Here is a 25,625-nt window from a genome sequence, read left to right as displayed (position 1 = left end):
CCCTTCTATTCCAAATTCCCCCCCACGGCCGGCGGCGCAATTTGGCCTTAAGTGTCACTTCGATGGGTCTGCGGCAGGCGTCAGAAGCCTGACGTGCCCGCGAACACCTGGATGAAGGCGAAGAAGATGGTTGCGATAACAGCTACGTAGAGCAGCGCCGTGATGATCCAGCCCGAGTCGCCCACCACCCGCGCCACCCCTGAGGGAAGGGGGAGGACTCCGTGGGTGATGTTCCTGACTGTCACCCAGACGAACAGCGGGATCATGGCAGCCCAGACAATCATGCAGAAGGGGCACAGGATGTGGATCTCGTACAGGGCCTGGGACCAGAGCCACACTACGAAAGCGAAGCCCAGGGTCACTCCGGCCTGAAGGCCTGCCCAGTACCACCGGGCAAACGTAGCGCCGGACAGCAGCGCCATGCCGGTGGTGATGATCACCGCGAACGCCACAATGCCGATGAACATATTAGGGAATCCAAAGACGGAACTCTGCCAGGTCTGCATCACCTGCCCGCAGGAAATCCATGGGTTAACGTCGCAGACGGTGGTGTGGTTCGGGTCCTTGAGTACTTCGAGCTTCTCCAGGACGAGCGTTCCCGAAGCGAGCCAGCCGATGATTCCGGTGGCCACCATCAGCCAGCCAAGTGGCCGGTTGCGCGTCATCGGAGGAACTGTCCCCTGAGTCTCCGGGGCCGTCGCCGGGCGCGCGGAGGCCGGGCTGCCGGTTTCGGCGCCGCTGACGGGCGAAATGCTTGGCATGGTTCAGGCGTCCTTTTCATCGGGTGCTCTTTGCCCCGATTGTAACGCCGGAGCCTGAATCCGGCGCCCAGCTTAGCTTTCTGCCCGCCAGCGCCCTCGGCACCGGGCTGTCCGCCCAGCAGGCAGGCAGGCTCGCAATGATCGGCCGATCTTTGCTTCCCCCGTCTTTTAGTCGGCGTGTGAGAGAATGAACTTGGCTGGAGGCCGACCCACATTCGGACTCCGGTCCGGTGGCTTTGTTCCCAAGACCGCCAATGATGAGCTGGCAGGCTTCGGATTCTCTGATCCGTCTTCCCGCCATTCCATTGGTCGGCACCTGGTTGTGGCATGTAGAACAACGGGTTTCAGAATGCTGCTGCCGGCTCCCACGGGCTGCCGCACCCCACTGCCGGTGCGAACCTGGGAGTATCCACTTGACTTCTGTCAATGCCTGCGGGTTTTGACAAATATGTGCCCCAATGGGTGCCGGATGTGGCGGTACGTCAGGGGCAGGAGTGTTGCCACATATGGAAAATGAACAAGTATTTGCCGTTAACAACGATGAAGCGGTAGCCGAGGCTCCGGACGCGCCGAAGAAGGCCACGAGGACCCGGCGGAAGGCCGCGCCAAAGCCGGAAGCCACCCCGGAAGTGACCGCAGCGGATGCCTCTGCGACGCCCGGCGCTGAAGAACCTGCGCTTGAGGCGGCTCCGCCGGTCCGCCGCACCCGTGCGCGCAAAAAGGTAGACGCCGCCGAGCCACTGCCTGCGTTCGCAGCCGAGGCAGCGGCCCCCGAAACGGTCGCTGAGGCAGGGTCCGGCCACGCCGACGGAGCCGCGTCCGCCGTTGCCGCCCCCGAAGCAGAGCCGGAGGCAAAGCCGGTCCGTCGCCGCCGCGTCGCAACCCGCAAGACGTCGGCTCCAGACGTCGCAGCCGTCCCCGGGACCGAGGCGGCGCCTGCGGCTGCTGCAGCAGCTGTTGAAACTCCCGTAGTGGAAACCCCGGCGTCGAAGGCTCCCGAGCCTGAGGCCGCAGTGGAGGAAACCCAGGTGCCGGAAGCGGCAACGGTGGAAACGCCGGCACCCGCAGCTTCCGAAACCACCGCGCCTGACGCTGAAGCCGCAGAACCCGCACAGCCAGCACCGGCCAGCCCGTTCGGCTCCCTTTTCCTGGAGCCCGGGTCGGCAACCTCCGTCCTGTTCCAGGCACCGGACCTGAGCACCGTGGTCCGTCCCGCCCCGGCACCCGCCGCGGCGGCGGAGGAAGCGGAAGAGGACGACGCCGAACTCACCGAAGATGACGACGCCAACGGCCGTCGCAGGCGGCGCAGCCGTGGTCGCCGCGGGCGCAGCCGCGCAGGCGACCGCGACCTCGAGGGCGACAGCGAGGGCAGCGACAATGAAACAGAGGAAGCTGACGAGGAATCAGCGGGCCAGCCAGACGAGGGCGTAACCTCCCGCCGTCGTCGTCGGCGCCGCCGCGGTGACCAGGACCTGGAACTGACCGGTGGCGGGGATGACGATCCGCCCAACACAGTGACCCGCGTCCGCGCTCCCCGCGCCGTGACCGAAGCGCCCGTCAACAACCGCGTGACGTCCGTCAAGGGCTCCACCAGGCTGGAAGCCAAGAAGCAGCGCCGCCGTGAATCCCGCGATACTGGCCGCCGCCGCACCGTCATCACCGAAGCAGAGTTCCTGGCCCGCCGCGAATCCGTGGACCGCCAGATGATCGTCCGGCAACGCGACGACAGAATCCAGATCGCCGTCCTGGAAGACGGCGTCCTGGCCGAGCACTTTGTCTCCAAGACGCAGCAGGACTCCCTGATCGGGAACGTCTACCTCGGCAAGGTGCAGAACGTCCTGCCATCAATGGAAGCGGCGTTCGTTGATATCGGCCGCGGCCGCAACGCCGTCCTGTACGCCGGCGAGGTGAACTGGGAAGCCGTCAACCTCGAAGGCAAGCAGCGCCGGATCGAGAACGCCCTGAAGTCCGGCGACACCGTCCTGGTCCAGGTCACCAAGGACCCCGTGGGTCACAAGGGCGCGCGCCTGACCAGCCAGATCTCCCTCCCCGGCCGCTACCTGGTCTACGTACCCGGCGGCTCCATGACGGGAATCTCACGTAAGCTGCCCGACGTCGAACGCAACCGGCTCAAGCGCATCCTCAAGGACCGCCTGCCGGAGCATGCCGGCGTCATCGTCCGCACGGCCGCAGAAGGCGCCTCGGAAGAGGAGCTCACGCACGACATCAACCGTCTGCGCGCCCAGTGGGAGGGCATTGAAAGCCAGTCCACGTCCACGAAGATCCTTGCCCCGGAACTTCTCTACGGCGAACCGGACCTCACCATCAAGGTGGTTCGGGACGTCTTCAACGAGGACTTCTCCAAGCTGATCGTTTCCGGTGAGGAGGCCTGGGACACTATCGAGGCCTACGTCACGTACGTGGCCCCCGATTTGGTGGGCCGCCTGGAAAAGTGGACCAAGGACCAGGACATCTTCGCGGCCTGGCGGATCGACGAGCAGATCCACAAGGCACTCGAACGCAAGGTCTTCCTGCCCTCTGGCGGTTCGCTGGTTATCGACCGAACCGAAGCCATGACCGTGGTGGACGTCAACACCGGCAAGTTCACCGGCAGCGGCGGCAACCTCGAGGAAACGGTCACCAAGAACAACCTCGAAGCTGCCGAAGAAGTTGTACGCCAGTTGCGGCTCCGCGACATCGGCGGCATTATCGTCATCGACTTCATCGACATGGTCCTGGAATCCAACCGCGACCTCGTCCTGCGCCGCATGGTGGAATGCCTGGGCCGCGACCGCACCAAGCACCAGGTGGCAGAAGTAACGTCGCTGGGGCTCGTTCAGATGACGCGCAAGCGCATGGGCACCGGGCTGCTGGAAGTCTTCGGCGAGCAGTGCGAAACCTGTGCCGGCCGCGGCGTGGTCACCCACGACGATCCCGTGGAGCACCGTCGCGCCAACACGGTGGCTGCCGAGCACCACGTACAGCGTACGGACACTCACCGCACGGACACCCCGCGGCCCGACCAGCGCCCGGAAAGCCAGCGGGCCGACAGCCAGCCCGGCGCACGTGGCGACCGCAAGCGCCGCCGTGGACGCGGAGGCGTTCCCTTGGAGGCGGCACCGTCCGCACCGGTCCAGGTCCACACGGTCCACCCGGATCCCAGCGACGCCGAGCGGCACGCCAAGGCTGAGGCCACCAGGCTGGCCCTGGCCAACATCGCCGCGGCGGCGCACGCAGCGCACCTGCACGACGACGAGGTAGCCCACGCTGCTGGAGCCGCGGCGGCCGGAAGCCCTGCTGCAGCGGCAGCACGGACGACGACGGAGCAGGCCCACGCCGCCCCGGCAGCAACAGGCCAGGCACCAACAGGCCAGGCACCGGCAACAGCCCGCCAGCATGACGCCGACGCGTCCGGACGTCCTGCTGCCGTGCTCACTTTCGGCGGTGAGCAGGTGGCGCTGCCGTTCGTGGAGCACGCGGCAGACCAGCCGCAGCAGCCGGCCCTGACGCTCGACAGGCTCGCGGAAGCCTTCGCGCACCTCGGCGAGCCCGCCGTTGCCGCTCCGGAGCCTGCGCAGGCTGCCCCGCAGCCAAGCACCGACGTGCCGCGTGCTGCGGTAGAGGAGAAGGATTACTCAGACCACACCGCTGAGCAGTCCCGTACCCGCAGGCCCCGCCGCAACCGCAGCGCCAGCCGGGCCCAGGGCGCGGCAAACGCAACCTCGGTAGAACACCACGAGGCAACGCACGCAGCAGCCGGCGGCCACTCCCACGCGGCCAAGGCGCCTGAGCCGGCCACAACCGCCGCAGGCGACAAGAAACAGGCAGAGGCGCCAATCATCCTCGGGGTAGGAGTACCTGCTTCCGAGCTCTGATCCTCCGCAAAGGACATCAGCCAGGATGCCCGGACACGACCCTTCGCAGGGGCGCGTCCGGGCATCGCGCGTTAACGGCTTCATGTGACCAGGCCATTTGACGCCGGGCCGGGCACTGAAACGCTAGGCTTGGTTACCGACACGGGGTGCCGCGCAAGGGCCGGCTGAGATCCACACCCGTTGAACCTGTCCGGCTAGCACCGACGAAGGGATGTCTTCCTTGTCTTCAACTACTGTCCTGCCCCCGGCATCTGTACTCAGCCCGGCAGCGCCGGCCCCGGTCCTCCGGGACGTTCCGCGGGTGCTGTCCATCGCAGGGTCCGACCCGTCCGGCGGCGCCGGCATCCAGGCCGACCTGAAAAGCATCGCAGCCCACGGCGGCTACGGGATGGCCGCGATCACCGCGCTGACAGCGCAGAACACTCAGGGCGTCCGCGCGGTGCACGTGCCGCCGGCCGCCTTCCTGGTCCAGCAGTTGGAAGCCGTGAGCGATGACATCACCATTGATGCCGTCAAAATCGGCATGCTGGGCGATGCCGAGGTGGTGGCCGCGGTCCGCAGCTGGCTCGAAAAGGTGCGTCCCGGCGTCGTAGTCCTTGACCCCGTCATGGTGGCTACCAGCGGCGACAGGCTCCTGCAGGCGTCTGCCGAGGCTGCCCTCCGCGGACTGCTCCCGCTGGCGGACCTGATCACGCCCAATCTCGCTGAACTGGCCATGCTGCTCGGAGAGGCCCAGGCCGGCTCCTGGGCAGAAGCGCTGGAACAGGGCCGGCGGTTGGCGGCGGACACCGGCTCCACCATCCTGGTGAAGGGGGGACATCTCGACGGCGCCGCCTGCCCGGATGCCCTCGTCAATACCGGCGGACTGCTTGCCCAGGAAATTGTGGAGGTTCCGGGGGACAGGATCCCCACCCGGAACAGCCACGGGACGGGCTGCTCGCTATCGTCGGCCATGGCAACGGCACAGGCCCGGCTGGGGGACTGGGAGGCGTCACTGCGGCACGTCAAGCCCTGGCTGGCAGGTGCCCTGGAGTCCTCGGGCAGCCTGGACGTCGGTGCGGGAAACGGTCCCGTCCACCACTTCCACCACCTGCAGGCGGCCACAGGGCCTGCCCTGGAACCGTCCCCGCTCGGCGAGGGCGGCTTCGCCGAGCTCCTCCGTGCGGAGGCCACCGCAGACCTCGCCGCCATCTATGAGCTCGAGTTCATCCGGAACCTCGTGGCAGGAAGCCTGCCCGAAAAGCAGTTCGCCTACTACCTGGCCCAGGATGCCATCTACCTCAATGGATACTCACGGGTGCTGGCACGGACCAGCGCCTTGGCCCCCACCGAAGCCGCACAGCTGTTTTGGGCCCGATCAGCCCAGCAATGCCTGGAGGTTGAATCGGAGCTGCATCGGAACTGGCTCAGTACGCGAACCGTGGAGCCCGTCCTCGGTCCTGTCACGAAGTCGTATGTGGACCACCTGCTGGCCGCCTCCGCATCGGGCAGTTACGCGGTGCTGGTGGCAGCGGTCCTGCCCTGCTTCTGGCTCTACGCCGAAGTCGGACAGACCCTCCACGCGCAATTCCTTGCCGCGGGCGCCCCGGCGGACAACCCGTACGCCGAGTGGCTGCGGACGTACGCCGACGAGGACTTCGCGCAGGCCACCCGTACAGCTATTGCCCTGGCAGACGAAGCCGGACGCCGGGGCTCGGAGGACGAGCGTGCTGCCATGGTCGTCGCTTTCAACCAGTCGTGCCGTTTCGAAGTTGATTTCTTCGACGCGCCGCGGCTGCACGCCTGACGCTCCCCGGCCCATCCAGCCGGTACGATAGTCGGGCACGGTTCCGGATTGTCAGTGTTGCGCACGCTTGTGGCGCTTATCACGGACAGCCCGCCGGAACCAGCCTCATTTGCGGCCGAAGGCAAAATTAGCGTATTCTAGATCTTCGGTGCTTACGCCAACACTTGGGTTACGACCCCACGGCGTTGAGGCACAGCGAGAGCCCAGCCAAATATAGGCCCAGGTTCCGCACGCAAATCTAGTAATAAACGTCGAGAGAAGTGAGTTCCCAAGTGGTGTACGCGATTGTCCGCGCAGGCGGCCGCCAAGAGAAGGTTTCCGTTGGAGACTTCGTTACCCTGAACCGCGTCCCCGGTGGAGCCGGCAGCACCATTCAGCTGCCCGCACTGCTCCTGGTAGACGGTGACAAAGTCACCTCCGCCGCTGCGGACCTGGCCAAGGTAACTGTTACGGCTGAGATCCTCAATGACCTCCGTGGTCCGAAGATCGTCATCCAGAAGTTCAAGAACAAGACCGGTTACAAGAAGCGCCAGGGTCACCGTCAGGAACTGACCAAGGTCAAGATCACTGGTATCAAGTAACCTTCGTTACTGTTCAGGTTTTCAGCAGATTCCCCAGAATTTAGAGGCAGGCATTTCAAATGGCACATAAAAAAGGCGCGAGCTCCACTCGCAACGGTCGTGACTCCAACGCCCAGTACCTCGGCGTCAAGCGCTTCGGCGGCCAGGTAGTTTCCGCAGGCGAAATCATCGTCCGCCAGCGTGGCACCCACTTCCACCCGGGCGCCGGCGTAGGCCGTGGCGGCGACGACACCCTGTTCGCACTGACCCCGGGCGCCGTTGAATTCGGCACCCGCCGCGGTCGCCGCGTTGTCAACATCGTTGCTGCTGCAGCTGCAGAGTAACTAATAGTTCTGAAGCGGTGGAGCGGGCCATTTGGTCCGCTCCACTGTTCTTTTAACCGCATTACAATCGTCTTGGCGCTTTGCAGCGTCCAGGAAACAGCACTGAGGAGATCCACGTGGCGAGCTTTGTAGACCGGGTAGTACTGCACGTATCCGGCGGTACCGGCGGCCACGGCTGTGTCTCCGTCCACCGCGAGAAGTTCAAGCCCCTGGGCGGGCCCGACGGCGGCAACGGCGGCGACGGCGGCGACGTCATCCTCCGCGTGGACCACCAGACAACCACCCTGCTGGACTATCACCACGCCCCGCACCGGCACGCCACCAACGGCGGACCCGGCATGGGGGACTGGCGCGGCGGCAAAAACGGTGAAACCCTCATCCTCCCCGTCCCGGACGGCACCGTGGTCAAGTCCAAGGACGGCACCGTTTTGGCGGACCTCGTCGGCGAAGGAACGGAATACGTCGCGGCGGCCGGCGGCCAAGGCGGCCTCGGCAACGCCGCGCTCTCCTCCCAGAAGCGGCGTGCGCCCGGCTTCGCGCTGCTGGGCATCGAAGGTGAGTCCAGCGACGTCGTGCTGGAGCTGAAGTCCATTGCGGACATCGCCCTGGTTGGCTTCCCGTCCGCCGGCAAGTCGAGCCTGATCGCCGCCATGTCCGCGGCGCGGCCCAAGATCGCCGACTACCCTTTCACCACCCTGATCCCCAACCTCGGCGTGGTCCAGGCAGGCGATGTCCGCTTCACCATTGCCGACGTCCCCGGCCTGATTGAAGGCGCGTCCGAGGGCAAGGGCCTGGGCCACCACTTCCTGCGGCACGTGGAACGCTGCGCCGCGCTGGTGCACGTCCTGGACTGCGGAACCCTCGAATCGGACCGTGATCCCCTCTCCGACCTCGCCGTCATCGAGGCGGAACTGGAGAAGTACGCCGTCGATATGAGCTACGCCGGGCAGGACGGTGAAGTGGTCCCGCTGAACCACCGCCCCCGCCTGGTTGCCCTAAACAAGGTGGACCTCCCGGACGGCAAGGACATGGCGGAATTTGTCCGGCCTGAACTTGAATCCCGCGGCTACCGCGTCTTCGAAATTTCCGCCACCAGCCACGAAGGCCTGCGCCAACTGGGCTTCGCCATGGCTGAAATCGTTAAGGCCGCCCGCGACTCCCTTGCTGCCGCGCCGCCGAAGGTCCAGCCGGTTGTGCTCAAGCCCCGGGCCGTCAACGAGTCCGGCTTTAAGATCCGCCGTGAAGAGAAGAACCTCGAGCCGCTGTTCCGCGTCCTGGGCGAAAAGCCGGTGCGCTGGGTCAAGCAGACCGACTTTACCAACGAGGAAGCCATCGGCTACCTTGCGGACCGCCTGGCCAAGCTCGGTGTCGAAAACGAATTGTTCAAGCAGGGCGCCAAGCCCGGCGACACCGTGGTGATCGGCGAGGACGACGGCGTCGTCTTCGACTGGGAGCCCACCATGATGGCCGGCGCGGAGCTTCTGGCATCGCCCCGCGGCACGGACGTCCGCTTCGCCGACATCGGCGACCGCCCTACACGCGGCCAGAAGCGAGACGAGCAGCAGGAACGCAAGGACGCCAAGGCGGCCGCCCGCGCCGAACTCGAAGCCGAGCGCAAGGCCGGGATCTGGACCGAATCCGTCAGTAGCCGCCGCGTTGCGAAGCCGCTCAAGGAGAGTGGACTGGGCGCAGAAGATGACCAGTAGCGCCGCCACCACTGTGCCCGCCCGGGGCATCGCGGACAGGAGCATGCTCTCGGGCGCGCGCCGGATCGTTGTCAAAGTCGGTTCGTCGTCGCTGACCAGTATTAAGGGAGGCATCTCCGAGGAGTCGCTGACCGGACTCGCCGACGCGCTGGCAGCCAAGCGGAACTCCGGCACCGAGATCATCCTCGTATCCTCTGGTGCCATTGCTGCCGGTCTGGCCCCGCTGGGGCTGGCCAAGCGGCCGCGTGACCTCGCCACGCAGCAAGCTGCGGCGAGTGTCGGCCAAGGCCTGCTCATGGCCCGATACACGCAGGCGTTCGGAGCACACGGGGTCACGGTCAGCCAGGTGCTCCTCACCGCTGATGACCTGATGCGCCGCAGCCAGCACACCAACGCCTTCCGTGCACTGGACAGGCTCCTCAACCTCGGTGTGGTCCCGGTGGTCAACGAAAACGACACCGTCGCCACGCACGAAATCCGCTTCGGCGACAACGACCGCCTCGCCGCCCTCGTCGCGCACCTGGTCCGGGCCGACGCCCTTGTCCTGCTCTCTGACGTCGATTCGCTCTACGACGGACCGCCGTCGCACGGGGCGAAGCGGATTCCCCTGGTGGAGGGCCCGCACGACCTCGACGGAGTGACCATCGGCAAGGCAGGCAAAGCCGGCGTTGGCACTGGCGGCATGACCACGAAAGTCGAAGCAGCCACTATCGCCGCCGGGTCCGGCATCCACGCGCTGGTCACCTCCACGGCCAACGCCGCCGCCGCTCTGGCCGGGGAAGACGTAGGCACCTGGTTCACGGTGAACGGCGCCCGCAAGCCCGTCCGCCTCCTGTGGCTGGCACACCTTGCATCGGTCCATGGCCGGCTGATCCTCGACGACGGCGCCGTCAAGGCGGTCCGGCACCGCCGCACATCCCTGCTCCCGGCCGGCATCTCCGGCGTCGACGGCGATTTTGAAGCAGGCGACGCCGTCGAGATGGTCAGCGCGGACGGCACCGTGATTGCACGCGGACTGGTCAACTACTCAGCTGCCGAATTACCGCAGATGCTTGGCCGTTCCACCAAGGAACTGGGCAGGGCCCTGGGCCGTGGTTATGACCGTGAAGTTGTTCATGTTGATGACCTGGTGCTTGTCTGAGCCTGACCTCGCCTAAACTTGGAACATGACTGAGGCACTGATCCACAACACCGCTGCGACGTCCGGGGACATCTCTGCTTCCCCCGCTGCTCCTGAGCCCGGCAACCTGCCGCACGCCGCTGCCGTGCCGTTGTCCGTGGAGGACGTCGAAGCCGCGGTCCATGCCATCGCAGACCGTTCACGCCAGGCTGCCCGGAGGATGGCGCGGGCAAACCGTGCGTGGAAGGATCGTGGCCTGCGGGCTATCGGTGCCGCCCTGCTGGAGCGCAGGAATGTGATCCTTGCCGCTAACTCGAAGGACATTGCCGCTGGGAAAGCCAACGGTACCTCTGCTGCCCTGCTGGACCGGCTCACCCTCACGGACGCCCGGATCGATGGACTCGTGGCCGCACTGGAAAAACTCGCCAGCCTGCCCGATCCCGTGGGAAACGTCGTCCGCGGGCAGACCCTTCCCAATGGCCTGCGCCTGCGCCAGATCAACGTTCCCATGGGAGTAGTGGCAGCCATTTATGAGGCTCGCCCCAACGTCACTGTGGACATCGCCGGCCTCGCCCTCAAAAGTGGCAATGCCGTGATCTTGCGCGGCGGAACTGCCGCTGCAGCCACCAACGAGGCCCTCGTCCAGGTCCTGCGCGAAGCCCTGGACTCCGTCGGACTTCCGTCCGACGCCGTGCAAACCGTCGACCAGTACGGCCGCGAAGGCGCCAATGCGCTGATGCGCGCCCGCGGAAAGGTCGACGTCCTGATTCCCCGCGGCGGCCGGGAACTCATCCAGACCGTCGTCACCAACTCCGCGGTGCCCGTCATCGAGACCGGCGAAGGCAACGTCCACATCTTCATCGACGAATCGGCCAGTGAAACCATGGCCGTGGAAATCCTGCTGAACGCCAAGACCCAGCGTCCCAGCGTGTGCAACACCGTGGAGACGCTTCTGGTTCACTCGGGATCCACCGTGCTCCCCGCGGTCGCCGCGGCCCTGCGTGAGGCCGGCGTTACGCTGCACACGGACGAGCGCATCCGGGCGGCACTGCCTGCATCGATTGTGTCCGAGCCGGCCACGGACGAGGACTGGGGCACGGAGTACATGGACCTGGACCTGGCAGTAGCCATGGTGGACAGCCTGGACGAGGCCGTCAAGCACATCCGCACCTGGTCCACGGGCCACACCGAAGCCATCCTCACCAACGATCTCGCCAACGCCGAGCGGTTCATCGCGGAGGTGGACTCCGCGGCAGTCATCGTCAACGCATCCACCCGCTTTACTGATGGCGGCGAACTGGGCCTTGGCGCCGAAGTGGGAATCTCCACCCAAAAGCTGCACGCCCGCGGGCCTATGGGGCTGACCGAGCTCACCACCACCAAGTGGATCGTGCAGGGCGAGGGCCAAGTCCGCGGGTAGCAACGCGGTAACATAGACAGAAGTCCGGAACGGCGGGGATATCCGCTGCCACATCCTTTGAACCCTAGGGGAGAACATGCTGCTCCAGCAGATCGCCACGACCATCGCCGAAGGCGAAGAACACGAACTCGCCCCGCTGTGGGCTGAACCGTGGGTCTTCGGTGTGGCCATTTTCGCCATCCTGCTGGTGTTGATGTTCGTCACGCTGTCCTACTCCAACCTCGGGAACCGCCACACCGCCACGGAAGAGCACGCTGATCCGCACCGCCAGCACCCTAACAAGCACGATCACGGCCAGGGCCACTAACATTTCCCGCATTCTGCGCCATCAAGGTGCCGAAGGGCGGCTGCGGCTGGGCGTGATGGGTGGGACCTTCGATCCGATCCATCACGGCCACTTGGTCGCGGCCAGCGAAGTAGCCGCCAAATTCGGCCTGGACGAGGTGGTGTTCGTCCCCACCGGCCAGCCATGGCAGAAAACGCACAAGCAGGTCAGCCTGCCGGAGCACCGCTACCTGATGACGGTGATCGCTACGGCATCCAACCCGCGTTTCACCGTGAGCCGGGTGGATGTGGACCGGCCCGGTCCAACGTATACCATTGATACCTTGCGTGACCTTCGGACCCAGCGTCCGGACGCCGACCTTTTCTTCATCACCGGCGCCGACGCCTTGGCGCAGATCTTGTCGTGGAAAGACATCGACGAGCTCTGGTCGTTGGCACATTTTGTTGGGGTAACCAGGCCCGGGCACGTGCTGGACGGCATGGGACGGAAGGACGTCAGTCTCCTGGAGGTCCCGGCCATGGCCATCTCCTCCACGGACTGCCGCGCCAGGGTAGCCCAGCACAACCCTGTCTGGTACCTCGTGCCGGACGGAGTGGTTCAGTACATCGCCAAATATGGACTGTATGCCGAGGGCGCCGCCAATGGTGAACCAACTACCAAAACAGACGAACCAGCCAGTACTGAATGAGTTCTCAATGAGTCAGGAACAGCCCCCCGTCCGCAGCCGCCGTGAACTTCGGCGGGCCAGAGATGAGAAGCAGGCTAACGGATCCACCGGTCCGGGCCAGGTTTCGCCTGCCTCTAAACAACCTCCGACGAGCCCCGCAGCAGACCATGCACAGGCACAGCGCTCCTCGCAGATCAGGGCACGGGACAGGGCGGCCCTGCGCACCATCAAGGAACTCGAAGAGAAAGAAGGCCAGCTCGCGGCCGGCGGACCGCCCACCCGCCGGCAGCTGCGGCTCCAGCAGCTCAAGGAACAGGCCGTTACCTCTGCCAACCCTGTTGTTGCCCCTGCGCTTCCCGAGTCCGGCCAAAGCGCTGCCTCGAAAACACCTCAACCTGAGGCCACACCGGTTCCGGCAGCATCATCACAAGCTGCCGCGTCCCGGAAGTCCCCTGCTTCGCCTGACAGCCCACGTATCCCGGATGGCATGAGCGTTGAACAGGCGTTGGCGGCCAGGTCCCTGATCGCCGAACAGGCCAAGAACCAGTTGGCCAAAATGGAACACATCGCCTCCCTGGACCCGGAGGCTGTGGACCCGGAAATCCTTGCTGAGCAGATTGCTTTGGCCGAGCGTGCGGCTGTACTGAACCGCCGCGCCATGGCCAAGCAGAAACTGGCAGAACAGGCAGCCCCGCCGGCTCAGGACGCCCCGCCCCGCCCCGCCCCTTCCGCGGCAAGCAACCTCGCCATGGTCACGCCGCTGGAGTTCGTCAACGTACCGGGCATTGACCGTCCCGTTATGAAGCCGCCGGCAACGTCCTATGTCCCGGTCGTCACCAATCCGGGACCCACACTCCAGGCATCAGCCGGCAAGGGCCGCCGTCCGGCTGATGCCCCGCGGACAGCCGACGACGCCGACGCCCCTGGTGCAAGTGGCCGCTCACGAGTGATCGCACGCGCAGAAGCCGCAGCCAAGGCTTCCACCCGGCCAAAGCCGGTGATCTTCAGCCCGGCTGAAGCGGCCGGGCAGTCGGAAGATCTTTTTGATGACCTGCCACGGATACCGGCAAGTTCGGCTTACGGACTGGAGCCGTTGGACGCGGCAACAGCAGGGCTCGCCCGTGCCAAGAGGATGCGTGTCATTCAGTATTGCGTCCTGGCCTTCGGAATCCTCGCCCTGGTCTCCGGGATCATGCTTATTATCAGCGGCATCACGCGCTGACCTGGCTGCGGCCACCAATCATCGTTTTTGAAAACTACAAGGAGTCCCGTGACTGCATCAAATTCATCCATCGCCACAGCCCGCCACGCAGCCAAAGCGGCCGCGGACAAGATAGCCCAGGACATCGTGGCCTTGGATGTCAGTGAGCGCCTGGCATTGGCCGACGTGTTCCTCATTGCTTCCGCACCGAGTGAACGCCAGGTCAACGCCATCGTTGACGGCATTGAAGAGGAACTGTCCAAGCAGGACCTCCGCCCCGTCCGCCGTGAAGGACGCTCCGGCGGCCGCTGGGTGCTGTTGGACTACTCCGACATCGTCATCCACGTCCAGCACGAGGAAGACCGTGTTTTCTACGCCCTGGAGCGGCTGTGGAAGGACTGCCCGGTGGTGGACCTCCAGTTGGGCGATGACACCTCCGCCAAGGCTGCCGCTGCTTCCGAGGCGGAGTAGGCGCTTCGCGAAAACGCCGGGAGCAGCACTGGCAGGCCGAATATGCCCGATTTGGAATTTTCGGAAATGCTGTTCTAAGATATTTGAGTTGCTTCGGGGGAAACGCTGGAGCAATGAAGAAATCTGGGGCTGTGGCGCAGCTGGTAGCGCACCTGCATGGCATGCAGGGGGTCAGGGGTTCGAGTCCCCTCAGCTCCACCGTATTGGTCTTGTTCGAAACATCGGCAAACACTTGCTGCGGAATGGGCCAGTAGCAAAACCTAAAGGAGAGTTACCAAATTTGGTAGCTCTCCTTTTTTGGTTTTTGGTTATCTGCGGATCATCCGTGCAGTGGGCCATGCACGGAATCGGGAGTGGGGCTTCAGCGGTTCGTTCCGGCAAGGGTCTGACCCGACTTCTCAGATGACTCTACGTCCACCTTCCAGGCTGACAACGCAGTCGGCCGCAGCGATTGACTCTTCATCGTGGCTGACGCAGGCCACAGCCGCTCCGCGATTGGCCTCTCCTGCAAGTATGGACCGTGTCCGCTCGCGGCTTTCGAGGTCGAGTCCGGCGGCAGGCTCATCGAGCAGGAAGATGCGCGCCTGACGGGCGATTCCCTGGGCCAGCAACGCGCGTTGACGCTGGCCGCCGGAAAGGGCGTTGAATGGCGAAGATGCGAGGTTTGTGAGCTGGACCCGTTCCAGGGCGTCGGCAACTCGTATTTTCTGTTCCTCTTTTGTGATTTTGGAGGCACGGCTTGGTGATGCACCCCACGTACCCATCATCACCACGTCACGAACCGTGAGCGGGAGTGCATCAGGAGTTGTGACCCGCTGGACCATCAGCGCCACCTCGTCGGCGCGATGAAGAGTGCCCCGGAGAGGCTTGCGGACGCCTGCAAGGATCTCGATAAGCGTGGATTTGCCGGCACCATTAGGCCCGGCGATCGCCGTTACCGTTCCCCATCGCAGATCGATGTCAACGTCCGCCAAGGCGGGAGATTCTCCGAAGTTGAAATAAAGGTGTCGAGCGCGAAGGGCATAGTCGGAAGGGATCACTCTTCAACCCTAGCTGAAATTGATAATCATTATCAATAGTGGCTATGGTGGTCAGGTGCAATGGCTGACCGAACCTTTTACCGCAGACTTCTTTCTGCGGGCTCTCCTTGGCGGCATCCTCGTCGCCCTCATCTGCGGTGTCGTAGGCACTTGGGTGGTAATCCGCGGCATGGCCTTCCTTGGAGAAGCGATAGGTCACGGCATGCTGCCCGGCGTGGCTCTGGCAACAGTTGCCGGTGCCCCTGCCATCGTTGGTGGGGCGGTGAGCGCCGTCATCATGAGCGCGATGATCAGCGCGCTGCAGCGGCGGGGTCGCCTTTCGTACGACACGAGCATCGGTCTGCTGTTCGTGGCGATGCTCTCCCTCGGCGTCATCATCGTGTCCCATTCACGCTCGTTCGCTACCGATGCGACAGCCATGCTCTTTGGCGACATTCTCGCTTTGGACGACGGGGACTTGCTTGGACTTCTCGCCGCTGCGACTATCACAGTCACTATCGCCGTCGTCCTCCATCGCAGCTTCGTCGCCGCTGCCTTTGATACCCGGATTGCCGTGACGTTGGGCCTTCGTCCCCATTTCGCCCAACTGGCACTGGTGGGACTCGTGACCCTTGCTGTTGTTTCTTCATATCAGGCCGTCGGATCTTTGCTTGTGGTGGGGCTGTTGCTCGCCCCGGCAGTAGCTGCCAGCCCCTGGACGCGCAGCATTCCGGCCCGCATGGTGGGCGCATCCTCTTTTGGCGCATTGGCGGTGGGTCTCGGACTGCTGTGCTCCTGGTACGCCGGCACTGCGGCAGGCGCTTCCATCTCCGCAGCCGCGATCACACTCGCTGTCTTTTCCACTGCCGGCGCGCGCCTGTACGGCTGGCGAAGCAGGCAGGCAACCAGAACTCACGAGCCCACGCCGGCCCCCGCTTCTTTATCCCTCACTGGAAAGTAATAATGAATCTCCGAACAGCGCAAACAGTCCTGGCCGCCTTGGCACTTCTTTTTGTCGCGGGGTGTGGCAGTGCGCCAACCCAGCACGAACCGCAACCTGACACGAGCAAATCGGCGTCCGCTAGTGATGGGCATGGAGCGATTGCGGGAGTGGCCGAGGTCGCTGAACCGCAGCTTCATCTTGTGGCGATCGACGCCGAAGGCGAAGCCTCGATGCTGGACCTCCTCACCGGAACAGAGTCCCGGTTGGGGCACGTAGGTCCGCCGGCCCATGTCAGTACTGATGGCCGCTACGTCTTTGCAGCCACCAGCTCCGGCGTGGACATTGTGGATAGCGGCGTATGGACCTGGGATCACGTGGACCACTTCCACTATTACCGGACAGAACCCAAGACTCTGGGAAGGGTTGCAGGCGAGGGCACAGCCACTATCGCCACAGGCATGCTTTCGACGGCCGGTACAACGGGGCTGTTCTTCCCTTCTTCCGGGGAGGCTATCCTGCTGGATAACTCGGCGCTCTCCAATGGGACTATCTCAGAAACCCTTCGCCTCAAGACCGAACCGCACGCCGGCATCATCGCCCCTCTGGGTGAGGGTGCCGTAGTCTCCGAGCCCGACAACACAGGGAAGGCCGCGCGGTTGCGTGCCGTCGACGCTTCCGGCAAGGAGTTGGCCACCACCGAATGCCCGGCGGCAGCAGGAACCATCACCACCCGGCTGGGTCTGGTCATCGGTTGCGCGGATGGCGCAGTGATCGCCACAACGGAGGGGGTGACACCGGTCTTCGAACGGGTTCCCTACCCGGCCGCGGCGGCCCCGGCAACGGAATTCGATGGACGTAAGGGCAGGCCCACGGTCGCCGGGCTCAGTATTGATGCCGGAGTCTGGCTGCTGAACACCCGCCAGCGGGCTTGGGAGTGGCTGCCGACCTCAACCCCGGTACTCGCCGCGGCAACAGTTGACGACACTGACCACCATGTCGTTGTCGTTGGCGCTGACGGCACGGTCCAGGTATATGACGCATCGACAAAAGAGCGCATCGCGGTCACCGAACCGCTGTTGGCGGCAACCCTCGCGGATTCAGCCTTGGCTGGAAAAGTGCAGCTCGCCCTCGACGGTCAGCGCGCCTACGTCAGCGCACCGGCGGAGGGCATTGTCTATGAAATTGACTACGCCGATGACGCACGGATTGCCCGGACCCTCAAGCTGCCCACAAAGCCCGTGCATCTCGTGGAGACCGGTCGATGAAACGCGCGCCGCTGATTGCCCTCGCCGCTGCGGCTGCGCTGATACTTTCCGGTTGCTCACAACCGAACACGCCGGAGAAGCCCCAGGTTGTGGTGACCACCAACATTCTGGGTGATGTGACCCGACAGGTCCTTGGAGACCAGGTCCAGGTGACTACTCTCATGCAGCCAAATGCTGATCCGCACTCCTTTGAAATATCGGCCCAGGAAGCGTCCCTCATGGGCAGTGCGGACCTGGTGGTGTCCAACGGCCTCGGTCTGGAGGGAGGGCTGCAACAGCACCTCGACAGGGCTGCAAAGGCCGGTGCGCCAATGTTGGTGGCGGGGGACGTGGTCGAGGTCCTGCCCTACAGCTCCGGAGATGCTGAAGGCACCCCTGACCCCCATTTCTGGACCGATCCTGCCGCCATGCTCGATGTCGTCAACGCCATGGAAACCGCCGCGCGGAACATTGAAGGAATTGACGCCGGGCGGCTGGCTGCCAGCGCAGACGCCTACCGGGATCAACTCACCCGGCTGGACATCGAGATGACAGATGCTTTTGCTGCCATTCCCAAGGAGCGCCGGGCCTTGGTGACGAACCACCATGTTTTCGGCTACCTCGCAGAACGGTTCGATTTCCGCGTTGTTGGCGCCGTCATCCCTGGGGGGACCACCTTGGCAGCCCCAAGCGCTGCCGATCTGCGCAAGCTCAGCGAGGCCGTCCGTGACGCCGGTGTCCCAACTATCTTTGCCGAATCGTCCCAGCCCGACCGCCTGGTGCAAGTACTCGCCAGCGAGGCTGGCCTTAATGTGCGGGTCGCTGAACTGTTCACCGAATCGCTGACCGGCCCCGACGGAGGCGCAGCAACCTACCTGGACATGATGCGTGCCAACACGGAGCGGATTGTCCAAGGACTCAGGACTTGACCACATCGAATAACACACGCCCAGGCAGAACCCTGCCTGACAAAAATAGAATGAGGAACCGAAATATGATCTGCAAACGAAATACGCGCCTGGGAGGCATCGCCCTTGTTGCCGGGATGACGCTCTTGGCGTCCGCCTGCGCCAACAGCACGCCTGCCAGTAATACCCAAACCCCTGCCGCCTCCGCTTCGGCTGACGCGCTCGGACGTGTCGCCATCTCCTACCCGGGAGGCATCAGCATCCTCGACGGGAAGACTCTGAACGTCGTCAAGAAGTTCGACTCGGAGGAATTCACCAGGCTCAACGCCGCTGGCGACGGGCGGCACGTTTTCGTCACCACGAAAGCCGGCTTCCAACTACTGGACACGGTGGAACCCAAACTCACGGATCTCGTAGTGGACGCATCGGCTCCCGGCCACGTCGTGCGGCATGCAGGCAACACCGTCTTGTTCGACGACGGCACGGGTACCACAACCATCCTGAAGACCGCAGACCTAGCCAAAGCAGACGGCGCCCTACCCGAAACGCAAACTTACAAAGCTGACGCTCCGCACCATGGAGTATCAATCGTGTTGGAGGACGGGAAACTTCTTACCACCGTCGGTGACAAGACCTCCCGCACCGGAGCGGTTGCACTCGAATCACACCATGGCCACTGGGACAAGTTAGCTGAGAGCAAGGAATGCCCCGGCATCCATGGCGAAGGTACTGCAGCAGGCGAAGCTGTGATCTTTGGCTGCGAAGACGGTGCCTTGCTGTTCCACGAAGGCAAGTTCGAAAAGTTCCAAGCGCCGGATAAGTACGGCCGGATGGGCAACGCGTTCGTCTCCGAAACAAGCCCTATTGTGGTCGGGGACTACAAAACCGATCCAGACGCTGAGGGCTACCTCCTGAACTCAGTAGCCCTCATCGACACCCAGAAGCACAGCTTCAACGTGGTCAAGCTTCCCGAGACAGTGAAGTACACGTTCCGGGATATTGCCCGTGGACCCGGGGATCTGGCTTACATACTTTCCACGAACGGATCGATCCATGTTCTGGATCCCAAGGACGGGAAGATCGTCAACGAATTCCCCGTGATCGGGGCCTGGGAAGGTCCTGTCGATTGGCAGGACGCCCACCCCGCCATCGTTGTCAAAGGCAACACCGCCTACGTCACCGAACCGGCAGCAAGCACCGTACATTCGGTTGATCTGACCACCGGCAAGGTGACCGGGTCGGCCAAGTTGGACGTAGTGCCCAACGAAATCGCCATCACCCTCGGAGCGCACTGACCCTTCCTGCGTCGAGTCAAACAGCAGGTGCCGCACCCTCGTGGCGCGGCACCTGCTGTTCAGTTAGATGCCGGCGGGGGAGCGGCTGTTCATGCGGTTCCACGGGGGCTTGAGTTGGAGCCTATCGATGAGGCCTGGACTCCAGTTTTTGCTTCCGGCCACGAAATGTGTCCCGCCGTCCAGCATGCGGAAACTGGGTCGGGCGCGCCGCACCCGGAAGCGACGTATTCGATTGGCGTCTACGGCAAATCTGCATTAAGCTGATCAGGTTGCTTCCGGGAACGAGAGTTCCCAGGAAACAGAAGTTTTGGGGCTGTGGCGCAGCTGGTAGCGCACCTGCATGGCATGCAGGGGGTCAGGGGTTCGAGTCCCCTCAGCTCCACCAAAAACAAAAAAACCACCCGGCGGGTGGTTTTTTTGTTTCCGGGGTCTTGGCTGGGTTCCCGCCAGTCCACATCAGGTCCGGTCGGAATCACGTCCAGTCGGAGCGGCGAAGCGGGGGTTCGGCGCCGCCCGGCCTTTGTACGAGAACCTGGTTTACGCCCGTAATTCCGGCCTCGAAGCCGAGAGCGCTGGACGCCATGTAAAGCCGCCAGATCCTCGCCCGCCCCAGGCTCGTCAGCCTCACAGCCTCGTCCCAGTTGGCCTCGAGACGGCGCACCCACGCACGCAGCGTCAGCGCGTAATGCCTGCGCAGGGCCTCGACGTCGAGGATTTCCAGGCCGCCGGCCTCCAGGGCGCTGACCATCTCGCCCAGGCTGATCATTTCGCCGTCCGGGAAAACGTAGCGGGGAATGAATGAGTCCGGGTCCGGGCTGGTTGGCCCGGCATTCCACGAGATGGCATGGTTCAGCAGCCGGCCGCCGGGCCGGAGCAGGTTGTACAGCCGGGAAACGTAACGGGGGGTCTGTTCGCGACCCACGTGTTCGGACATGCCGATGGAGCTGATGGCGTCGAAGGGGCCGTCGTCCACGTCGCGGTAATCCTGGACCCTGATATCGATTCTTTCCGTCAGGCCGGCGTCCGCTGCTCTTTTGCGCGCCATGACTGCCTGTTCGTTCGAGAGCGTTACCCCGACCACGCTGACCCCGTAACGTTCCGCGGCGTGGAGGGCGAAACTGCCCCAGCCGCAGCCGACGTCCAGTACCCTCATGCCTGGTTGGAGCCCGAGCTTGCGGCACACGAGGTCGATCTTGGCTTCCTGGGCGGCGTCGAGCCCGGCCACCAGGCTGTCGGGGGAGCCATCCCCGGGACCATCACCTGAGGGATCCGAGCCTGAGCTGGTGCCCCATACTGCGCAGGAGTAGACCATGGACGGTCCCAGAACCAGTGCATAGAAGTCGTTGCCGACGTCGTAATGATGCGAGATCGCGGCGGCGTCCCGGCGCTTGGAGTGCATGCGCCCTGCCTTCCGGACACGCGCCTCTTCCGGCGGAGGGGTGGGATTGGGTCCAAGGGCCCCTAGCCTGATAGCCGTCTTCAGCAATGTCCAGACTTCAGCCGGCGTGAGGGGCTTGAACGGTCCTGGCTCGGCGAACTTTCCCATGGAGCTGAGGGCCGTGAAGGCTGCGAAGATGTCCCCTGGCGCATCGATGTCGCCGGCAACGTATGCCCGGCTCAGCCCAAGCTGGCCCGGGGACCAGAGGATCCGCCGAAGGGCGCGCCGGTTACGGAACTCCAGCACGGGGGCCGCAGACGGGCCAGCCTCGGATCCGTCCCACGCCTTGAGCCGGAACGGGATTTCCTTTGTTCCCAGGACAATGCCCAGCGCCCTGGCCAGCCTTGATGCAGCAGTGGTGTTTTTCATGATGGGTGACCTCTCTTCCGCCATGCGCCTACAGTACGGCGGCGGTGGGCACATGTCAGCGATTGCGGGACACTTTTCTGTCTGCGCTGGCAAGTAATGAAGCCCGATTATCATTGGGAGGTGACTGACACGCTTCCTCCTTGTCCTGCCTGCTCAAGCCCGTTCGCCTACGAGATGGGCGCACTCCTGGTCTGCCCGGAATGCGGCAACGAGTGGGCCCCGGAAGCCGGCGGCGACGATGACGGGGCAGCGACGGAAGCGCGAGTGATCAAGGACGCGGTAGGCAACGTCCTGGCCGACGGCGATACAGTCACCGTCATCAAGGACCTCAAGATCAAGGGCAGTTCCAGTGTGATCAAGGTAGGCACGAAAGTGCGCGGCATCCGGCTGCTGGATGGCGTGGGCGACCACGACATCGACTGCAAAGTGGACGGGGTCGGTCCCATGCAGCTCAAATCCTCCGTAGTGAAAAAGGCCTAGCCGGGAGCCCGAAGCCATGGAGAAGCAGTTGGTGGACGTTGCGGTGATCGGTGCTGGGCAGGCCGGGCTCTCGGCGGCATATCACCTGCAGCGCCGGGGATTCAGCCCTGCCGGTTCCCTTGGCGCCGCGACATATGCCGTGTTCGACGCCGAGGAGGGCCCGGGAGGTGCCTGGCGGCACCGCTGGAAAAGCCTCCGGATGGCCACGGTCAACGGCATCAGCGACCTCCCGGGCATCGCCAAGCCAGTGGTGGACCCGGCAGAACCCAGCTCGGAGTTCCTGGCACGCTACTTTGCCGGCTATGAGCAGGACCTCGGACTAGCCATCAGGCGGCCGGTCAAAGTCACGGGCGTCACGCGGGAAGACGCAGACCCCCACGGCCGGCTGGGCATCACCACCTCCGACGGCGACTGGTCCGCGAAAGCGGTCATCAACGCCACGGGCACCTGGACCAGGCCGTTCTGGCCCATCTACCCGGGACAGTTCACCTTCCGGGGCAGGCAACTGCACGTGGCCGATTATGTTGCAGCGGAGGAGTTCCGCGGCCGGCACGTCATCGTGGTTGGCGGAGGTATTTCCGCCGTCGGCCTCCTGGACGAAATCTCCCAAGTGACCACCACGAGCTGGTTTACCCGCAGGGAGCCCGAATGGAGGGACGCCGAGTTCGACGCCCAGGCCGGCCACAACGCCGTAGCGCTGGTGGAGGAGCGGGTGCGCCAGGGGCTGCCGCCGCAAAGCGTGGTGGCGGTCACCGGCCTGATCTGGACGCCCGCCCTGCGCGCCGCGGCCAGGAGGGGTGCGCTGGACCGGCGTCCGATGTTCACGTCCATCGAACCCGACGGCGTCCGGTTGCCGAATGGTGAACTGCTCGTCGCTGACGTGATCTTGTGGGCTACCGGGTTCCGCGCCGAACTTGAACACCTCGCTCCGCTGCATCTCCGCGGTCCCGGCGGCGGCATCGCCATGGACGGCACGCAAGTGGCGGCGGAACCCCGCGTCCACTTGGTGGGCTATGGGCCGTCGTCGTCCACCATCGGCGCCAACCGGGCAGGGCGGGCAGCTGTGGCGGCCATCCTGAAGTTGCCCGGAGTTCACTACGAAACCTCTACGGCCCTATCCAGTGAAAAGGCGGCACCAGCCAGTGGCACAAAACACTCTTGAAGATGTTTTCGGGGCGCTCCGGCGGCGACCGGACGTGGAGGCCCCGAATCTCCAGGCCTGGGATGCCACGGACAGGCTCCTGCTGGAGACGGCGGCGGACCGGGCAGGTGCCGGCAGCAACGTGGCCGTCATCGGTGACCGCTATGGTGCCCTCACGCTGGGCGCCCTGGCGACGCTGGGCATACGCACGGTGCGCGTCCACCAGGACCTCATCACCGGCGAGCGGGCCCTCAGGAACAACGCCGCGGCACTCGGCCTGGACTCAACGCCGCCGGAAGCGGGGACGGGGAAGCGTTTCGAGCAGCTGCCGCTGGGGAAGGAACTGCTCACCGGCGCAGACCTCGTCCTGCTGCAACTGCCGAAGACCCTGGCAGAACTGGACCAGATCGCCGGGGCAGTGGCACGATACGCCCCACCGGGGGCGGTGCTCCTGGCCGGGGGCCGGGTCAAGCACATGTCGTTAGGCATGAACGCAATATTGGAACGGCATTTCGGGACCGTCCAGCCGCAGCTTGCCCGCCAGAAGTCCCGAGTCATCGTCGCAGCGGACGCAAGGGAAGCGTCAGGGCCGGAGCCGGTTCCCGTGGTGGAGCACCTGGCCGAACTCGACCTGGACGTTGCCGCTCACGGCGCCGTCTTCGCAGGGCCCAGGCTGGACATCGGCACGAGGTTCCTGCTGACGTTCCTGCCCGCGATGCCCGCTGCCGGGCACGCAGTGGACCTGGGGTGTGGCACGGGGATCCTGGCCGCCATGTACGCCAGGCAGAATCCGGGTTCCGTGGTCACCGCCACCGACCAGTCGGCCGCCGCCGTCGCATCCGCCGCAGGCACCGCTGCAGCCAACGGCCTTTCGGACCGCGTGAAAGTCCTCCAGGACGATGCAATGAGCACGCTCCCGGACGCCAGCGTGGACCTCATCCTGCTGAACCCGCCCTTCCATCTTGGCGCCACCGTCCATGCGGGCGCCGGAATCAAGATGTTTGAAGCTGCCGGCAGGGTCCTCACCCCGGGCGGTCAACTATGGACCGTCTTCAACCGGCACCTGAACTACCTGCCCGCGCTCGAACGGCTGGTGGGCCCCACCGCAGTCAAGGGCCAAAACCCGAAGTTCACGGTTGCGGTCAGCACGAGGCGGCCATCCCGGCAGCAAGGGGCCGCGCCGCGACCCCGCCTCCACATGTGGGCGGATGACAAGGGGTAACGTACCATTCAGACATCATTTAGTGACGAAGACGTTTAGGGGAAATCCGTGTCCGAGATCCGGCAGCCATCGCCTAGGCGCGGCACCAACCTGCCGCGGATGGGGGACTTCAACCTCACGGTCATTCTTGACGCCATCCGCAGGTCCTCCGGTGGCCTCAGCCGAGTGGAGCTCGCACAGATTGTGGGGCTCTCACCGCAGACAATTTCCAACATCTCCCGCCGGCTGCTGGACCAGCACCTGATTGTGGAAGCCGGCAAGGAAGGCAGCGGCCCGGGCAAGCCGCGCACCATACTGCGCCTGAACCCCTCGGGCATGTACGCGATCGGCGTCCACCTGGACCCCGCCGTAACAACCTTCGTAGTGCTTGACCTCGTAGGCGCCGTAGTGCAGCACTCACGGATCAAGACGCCGGGCGGGAACGATCCTGCAGCCGTGATCTCAACCATTGCCATGGAGATTGGGCAGCTTGTCACGGAATCCGGAGTGGATACTGCCAAGATCGCAGGCCTGGGCCTGGCCGCTCCCGGCCCCATCGACCTCGACAACGGCACGGTCGTGGATCCGCCACTGTTGCCCGGGTGGGACAGGGTTGAACTTCGCAATGCACTGGCCGAGGCCACCGGCTACTCGGTCCTGGTGGATAAGGACGTTACCAGCGCCGCCGTCGCCGAAACGTGGGCGGGCGGCCCCAGCGGCGCGGGCAGCTTCATCTTTATGTACATGGGTACCGGTATCGGCTGCGGCATTGTGCTCAATGATGAAGTGGTCCGCGGAACGTCGGGCAATGCCGGCGAAATCGGGCATATCGTGGTGGATCCAGATGGCCCCGTGTGCGACTGCGGCCTGCGTGGCTGCGTGAAGTCCTCGGCGATCCCGCAGGTGCTGGTGGCTGAGGCAGAGGCCGCCGGCATTCTCGACGGTTCCCGCACGGACAACAGCGGTGCCGTTGTCCAGCAGAGCTTCTCGCGGCTCTGCGACCTCGCTGATGAAGGAAACACGCAGGCCCTCGCCATCATCGACAAATCGGCAGTGCTCGTGGCCCGCGCCGTATCGGTGGTCACCAACACCCTTGATGTGGAGCGCGTTGTCTTCGGCGGGCCATACTGGAGCCGGCTGTCCGAGCGGTACCTGGACAAAATCCCGGCCCTCCTGGACGCCAACAGCGCAGCCCGCCTCATCCATACCATCGAGGTAGTAGGAACCGGGGTAGGAGAGGACGTGGGCGCCATCGGTGCGGCTTGCCTCGTCCTGGAGCATACGCTGGCACCCCGGGCACAGCGCCTCCTTTTGGAGAGTTGAACCGGGCGCCTTGCCCGCGGCAGGGTGCACATCTAGCATTTGGATATCGCCGCGGCTGGGGGCCCGC

22 protein-coding genes, 2 tRNA genes and 1 riboswitch are annotated in these 25,625 nt (G+C 64.6%); of the genes, 21 read left to right on the top strand and 3 right to left on the bottom strand.

Annotation, left to right across the window (positions count from 1 at the left end):
* Positions 1-80 precede the first annotated feature (80 nt).
* The gene (locus ACFC25_RS15460) at positions 81-761 is read right to left on the bottom strand and encodes a vitamin K epoxide reductase family protein (RefSeq protein WP_376046630.1); all 681 of its coding nucleotides are present in this window, start codon (positions 759-761) and stop codon (positions 81-83) included.
* A 506-nt stretch (positions 762-1,267) separates the two neighbouring features.
* Here ACFC25_RS15460 and ACFC25_RS15455 point away from each other — a divergent pair.
* The 12 genes from ACFC25_RS15455 to ACFC25_RS15400 all read left to right on the top strand — a co-directional run bounded on the left by ACFC25_RS15455 (position 1,268) and on the right by ACFC25_RS15400 (position 14,395).
* Positions 1,268-4,636, top strand: a complete 3,369-nt coding sequence (locus ACFC25_RS15455; protein WP_376046628.1) for an Rne/Rng family ribonuclease — start codon at positions 1,268-1,270, stop codon at positions 4,634-4,636.
* A 132-nt stretch (positions 4,637-4,768) separates the two neighbouring features.
* Positions 4,769-4,865: riboswitch (TPP riboswitch) on the top strand.
* Positions 4,848-6,422 carry a bifunctional hydroxymethylpyrimidine kinase/phosphomethylpyrimidine kinase gene (locus ACFC25_RS15450; protein ID WP_376046625.1) on the top strand — a complete coding sequence of 525 codons (1,575 nt, stop codon included), beginning with the start codon at positions 4,848-4,850 and terminating at the stop codon, positions 6,420-6,422. Its footprint overlaps the riboswitch before it by 18 nt.
* A 272-nt stretch (positions 6,423-6,694) precedes the next feature.
* On the top strand, positions 6,695-7,003 hold the full coding sequence (gene rplU / locus ACFC25_RS15445; RefSeq protein ID WP_066291943.1) for a 50S ribosomal protein L21: 309 nt from the start codon (positions 6,695-6,697) through the stop codon (positions 7,001-7,003).
* Between the two features lie 59 nt (positions 7,004-7,062).
* On the top strand, positions 7,063-7,326 hold the full coding sequence (gene rpmA, locus ACFC25_RS15440; RefSeq protein WP_009372867.1) for a 50S ribosomal protein L27: 264 nt from the start codon (positions 7,063-7,065) through the stop codon (positions 7,324-7,326).
* A 116-nt stretch (positions 7,327-7,442) separates the two neighbouring features.
* On the top strand, positions 7,443-9,032 hold the full coding sequence (obgE, locus tag ACFC25_RS15435; RefSeq protein WP_337348202.1) for a GTPase ObgE: 1,590 nt from the start codon (positions 7,443-7,445) through the stop codon (positions 9,030-9,032).
* Positions 9,033-9,075: 43 nt separating this feature from the next.
* Complete coding sequence (gene proB / locus ACFC25_RS15430; RefSeq protein WP_376046729.1) at positions 9,076-10,173, top strand: glutamate 5-kinase; 1,098 nt, start codon at positions 9,076-9,078, stop codon at positions 10,171-10,173.
* A 25-nt stretch (positions 10,174-10,198) separates the two neighbouring features.
* Positions 10,199-11,572, top strand: a complete 1,374-nt coding sequence (locus ACFC25_RS15425; protein WP_376046619.1) for a glutamate-5-semialdehyde dehydrogenase — start codon at positions 10,199-10,201, stop codon at positions 11,570-11,572.
* 76 nt (positions 11,573-11,648) lie between these two features.
* Positions 11,649-11,879, top strand: a complete 231-nt coding sequence (locus tag ACFC25_RS15420; protein ID WP_337348199.1) for a hypothetical protein — start codon at positions 11,649-11,651, stop codon at positions 11,877-11,879.
* Positions 11,880-11,919: 40 nt separating this feature from the next.
* A complete protein-coding gene (nadD, locus tag ACFC25_RS15415) occupies positions 11,920-12,546 on the top strand; it encodes a nicotinate-nucleotide adenylyltransferase (protein ID WP_337348228.1) in 627 nt (208 codons plus the stop codon).
* 7 nt (positions 12,547-12,553) lie between these two features.
* On the top strand, positions 12,554-13,747 hold the full coding sequence (locus tag ACFC25_RS15410) for a hypothetical protein (RefSeq protein ID WP_376046616.1): 1,194 nt from the start codon (positions 12,554-12,556) through the stop codon (positions 13,745-13,747).
* 48 nt (positions 13,748-13,795) lie between these two features.
* Positions 13,796-14,197 (top strand): ribosome silencing factor, encoded by a 402-nt coding sequence (gene rsfS / locus ACFC25_RS15405; RefSeq protein WP_337348197.1) that lies wholly within the window; start codon positions 13,796-13,798, stop codon positions 14,195-14,197.
* Between the two features lie 125 nt (positions 14,198-14,322).
* Positions 14,323-14,395 (top strand) — tRNA-Ala (locus ACFC25_RS15400).
* Between the two features lie 200 nt (positions 14,396-14,595).
* Here ACFC25_RS15400 and ACFC25_RS15395 read toward each other — a convergent pair.
* Positions 14,596-15,237, bottom strand: coding sequence for an ATP-binding cassette domain-containing protein (locus ACFC25_RS15395; protein ID WP_376046612.1), 642 nt, complete (start codon positions 15,235-15,237; stop codon positions 14,596-14,598).
* Positions 15,238-15,292: 55 nt separating this feature from the next.
* Between ACFC25_RS15395 and aztB the strand changes: the two genes are divergently transcribed.
* The 5 genes from aztB (at position 15,293) to ACFC25_RS15370 (ending at position 19,991) form a co-directional block, all read left to right on the top strand.
* Positions 15,293-16,177, top strand: coding sequence for a zinc ABC transporter permease AztB (gene aztB, locus ACFC25_RS15390; protein ID WP_376046609.1), 885 nt, complete (start codon positions 15,293-15,295; stop codon positions 16,175-16,177).
* A 149-nt stretch (positions 16,178-16,326) separates the two neighbouring features.
* Positions 16,327-17,424: an ABC transporter gene (locus tag ACFC25_RS15385; RefSeq protein WP_376046606.1), complete on the top strand. Its 1,098-nt coding sequence runs from the start codon at positions 16,327-16,329 to the stop codon at positions 17,422-17,424.
* A complete protein-coding gene (aztC, locus tag ACFC25_RS15380; protein WP_376046603.1) occupies positions 17,421-18,332 on the top strand; it encodes a zinc ABC transporter substrate-binding protein AztC in 912 nt (303 codons plus the stop codon). The genes ACFC25_RS15385 and aztC overlap by 4 nt, the downstream gene beginning before the upstream one ends.
* A 65-nt stretch (positions 18,333-18,397) precedes the next feature.
* Entirely contained in the window at positions 18,398-19,606 is a 1,209-nt protein-coding gene (gene aztD / locus ACFC25_RS15375; RefSeq protein ID WP_376046600.1) for a zinc metallochaperone AztD, read from the top strand.
* A gap of 309 nt (positions 19,607-19,915) precedes the next feature.
* Positions 19,916-19,991, top strand: a tRNA-Ala gene (locus tag ACFC25_RS15370).
* A gap of 87 nt (positions 19,992-20,078) precedes the next feature.
* Here ACFC25_RS15370 and ACFC25_RS15365 read toward each other — a convergent pair.
* Positions 20,079-21,413 carry a class I SAM-dependent methyltransferase gene (locus tag ACFC25_RS15365; RefSeq protein WP_376046597.1) on the bottom strand — a complete coding sequence of 445 codons (1,335 nt, stop codon included), beginning with the start codon at positions 21,411-21,413 and terminating at the stop codon, positions 20,079-20,081.
* A 96-nt stretch (positions 21,414-21,509) separates the two neighbouring features.
* Between ACFC25_RS15365 and ACFC25_RS15360 the strand changes: the two genes are divergently transcribed.
* The 4 genes from ACFC25_RS15360 to ACFC25_RS15345 all read left to right on the top strand — a co-directional run bounded on the left by ACFC25_RS15360 (position 21,510) and on the right by ACFC25_RS15345 (position 25,558).
* Positions 21,510-21,893, top strand: a complete 384-nt coding sequence (locus ACFC25_RS15360; RefSeq protein ID WP_376046594.1) for a zinc ribbon domain-containing protein YjdM — start codon at positions 21,510-21,512, stop codon at positions 21,891-21,893.
* 16 nt (positions 21,894-21,909) lie between these two features.
* On the top strand, positions 21,910-23,055 hold the full coding sequence (locus ACFC25_RS15355; RefSeq protein ID WP_376046591.1) for an NAD(P)-binding domain-containing protein: 1,146 nt from the start codon (positions 21,910-21,912) through the stop codon (positions 23,053-23,055).
* Complete coding sequence (locus tag ACFC25_RS15350; RefSeq protein ID WP_376046588.1) at positions 23,036-24,256, top strand: class I SAM-dependent methyltransferase; 1,221 nt, start codon at positions 23,036-23,038, stop codon at positions 24,254-24,256. Before ACFC25_RS15355 ends, ACFC25_RS15350 begins: the two co-directional genes overlap by 20 nt.
* Before the next feature lie 99 nt (positions 24,257-24,355).
* A complete protein-coding gene (locus tag ACFC25_RS15345; protein ID WP_337348227.1) occupies positions 24,356-25,558 on the top strand; it encodes an ROK family transcriptional regulator in 1,203 nt (400 codons plus the stop codon).
* The last annotated feature ends 67 nt before the right edge of the window (positions 25,559-25,625 follow it).

Origin of the sequence: Pseudarthrobacter sp. NPDC055928 (genome assembly GCF_042270935.1) — a bacterium.
Lineage (GTDB): Bacteria > Actinomycetota > Actinomycetes > Actinomycetales > Micrococcaceae > Arthrobacter.
The sequence above is the reverse complement of the archived record's forward strand: the minus strand, read 5'-3'. Positions and strand labels throughout refer to the sequence as shown.

Bases quoted from the DNA above. Each gene is read 5' to 3' on its own strand.
- ACFC25_RS15455 (WP_376046628.1), top strand. From the start codon at position 1,268: ATGGAAAATGAACAAGTATTTGCCGTTAACAACGATGAAGCGGTAGCC.
- ACFC25_RS15425 (WP_376046619.1), top strand. From the start codon at position 10,199: ATGACTGAGGCACTGATCCACAACACCGCTGCGACGTCCGGGGACATC.
- ACFC25_RS15410 (WP_376046616.1), top strand. From the start codon at position 12,554: ATGAGTCAGGAACAGCCCCCCGTCCGCAGCCGCCGTGAACTTCGGCGG.
- rpmA (WP_009372867.1), top strand. From the start codon at position 7,063: ATGGCACATAAAAAAGGCGCGAGCTCCACTCGCAACGGTCGTGACTCC.
- ACFC25_RS15365 (WP_376046597.1), bottom strand. From the start codon at position 21,413: ATGAAAAACACCACTGCTGCATCAAGGCTGGCCAGGGCGCTGGGCATT.
- ACFC25_RS15355 (WP_376046591.1), top strand. From the start codon at position 21,910: ATGGAGAAGCAGTTGGTGGACGTTGCGGTGATCGGTGCTGGGCAGGCC.
- aztD (WP_376046600.1), top strand. From the start codon at position 18,398: ATGATCTGCAAACGAAATACGCGCCTGGGAGGCATCGCCCTTGTTGCC.
- ACFC25_RS15450 (WP_376046625.1), top strand. From the start codon at position 4,848: ATGTCTTCCTTGTCTTCAACTACTGTCCTGCCCCCGGCATCTGTACTC.
- ACFC25_RS15460 (WP_376046630.1), bottom strand. From the start codon at position 761: ATGCCAAGCATTTCGCCCGTCAGCGGCGCCGAAACCGGCAGCCCGGCC.
- proB (WP_376046729.1), top strand. From the start codon at position 9,076: ATGCTCTCGGGCGCGCGCCGGATCGTTGTCAAAGTCGGTTCGTCGTCG.
- aztC (WP_376046603.1), top strand. From the start codon at position 17,421: ATGAAACGCGCGCCGCTGATTGCCCTCGCCGCTGCGGCTGCGCTGATA.
- ACFC25_RS15345 (WP_337348227.1), top strand. From the start codon at position 24,356: ATGGGGGACTTCAACCTCACGGTCATTCTTGACGCCATCCGCAGGTCC.
- ACFC25_RS15360 (WP_376046594.1), top strand. From the start codon at position 21,510: ATGAAGCCCGATTATCATTGGGAGGTGACTGACACGCTTCCTCCTTGT.
- ACFC25_RS15420 (WP_337348199.1), top strand. From the start codon at position 11,649: ATGCTGCTCCAGCAGATCGCCACGACCATCGCCGAAGGCGAAGAACAC.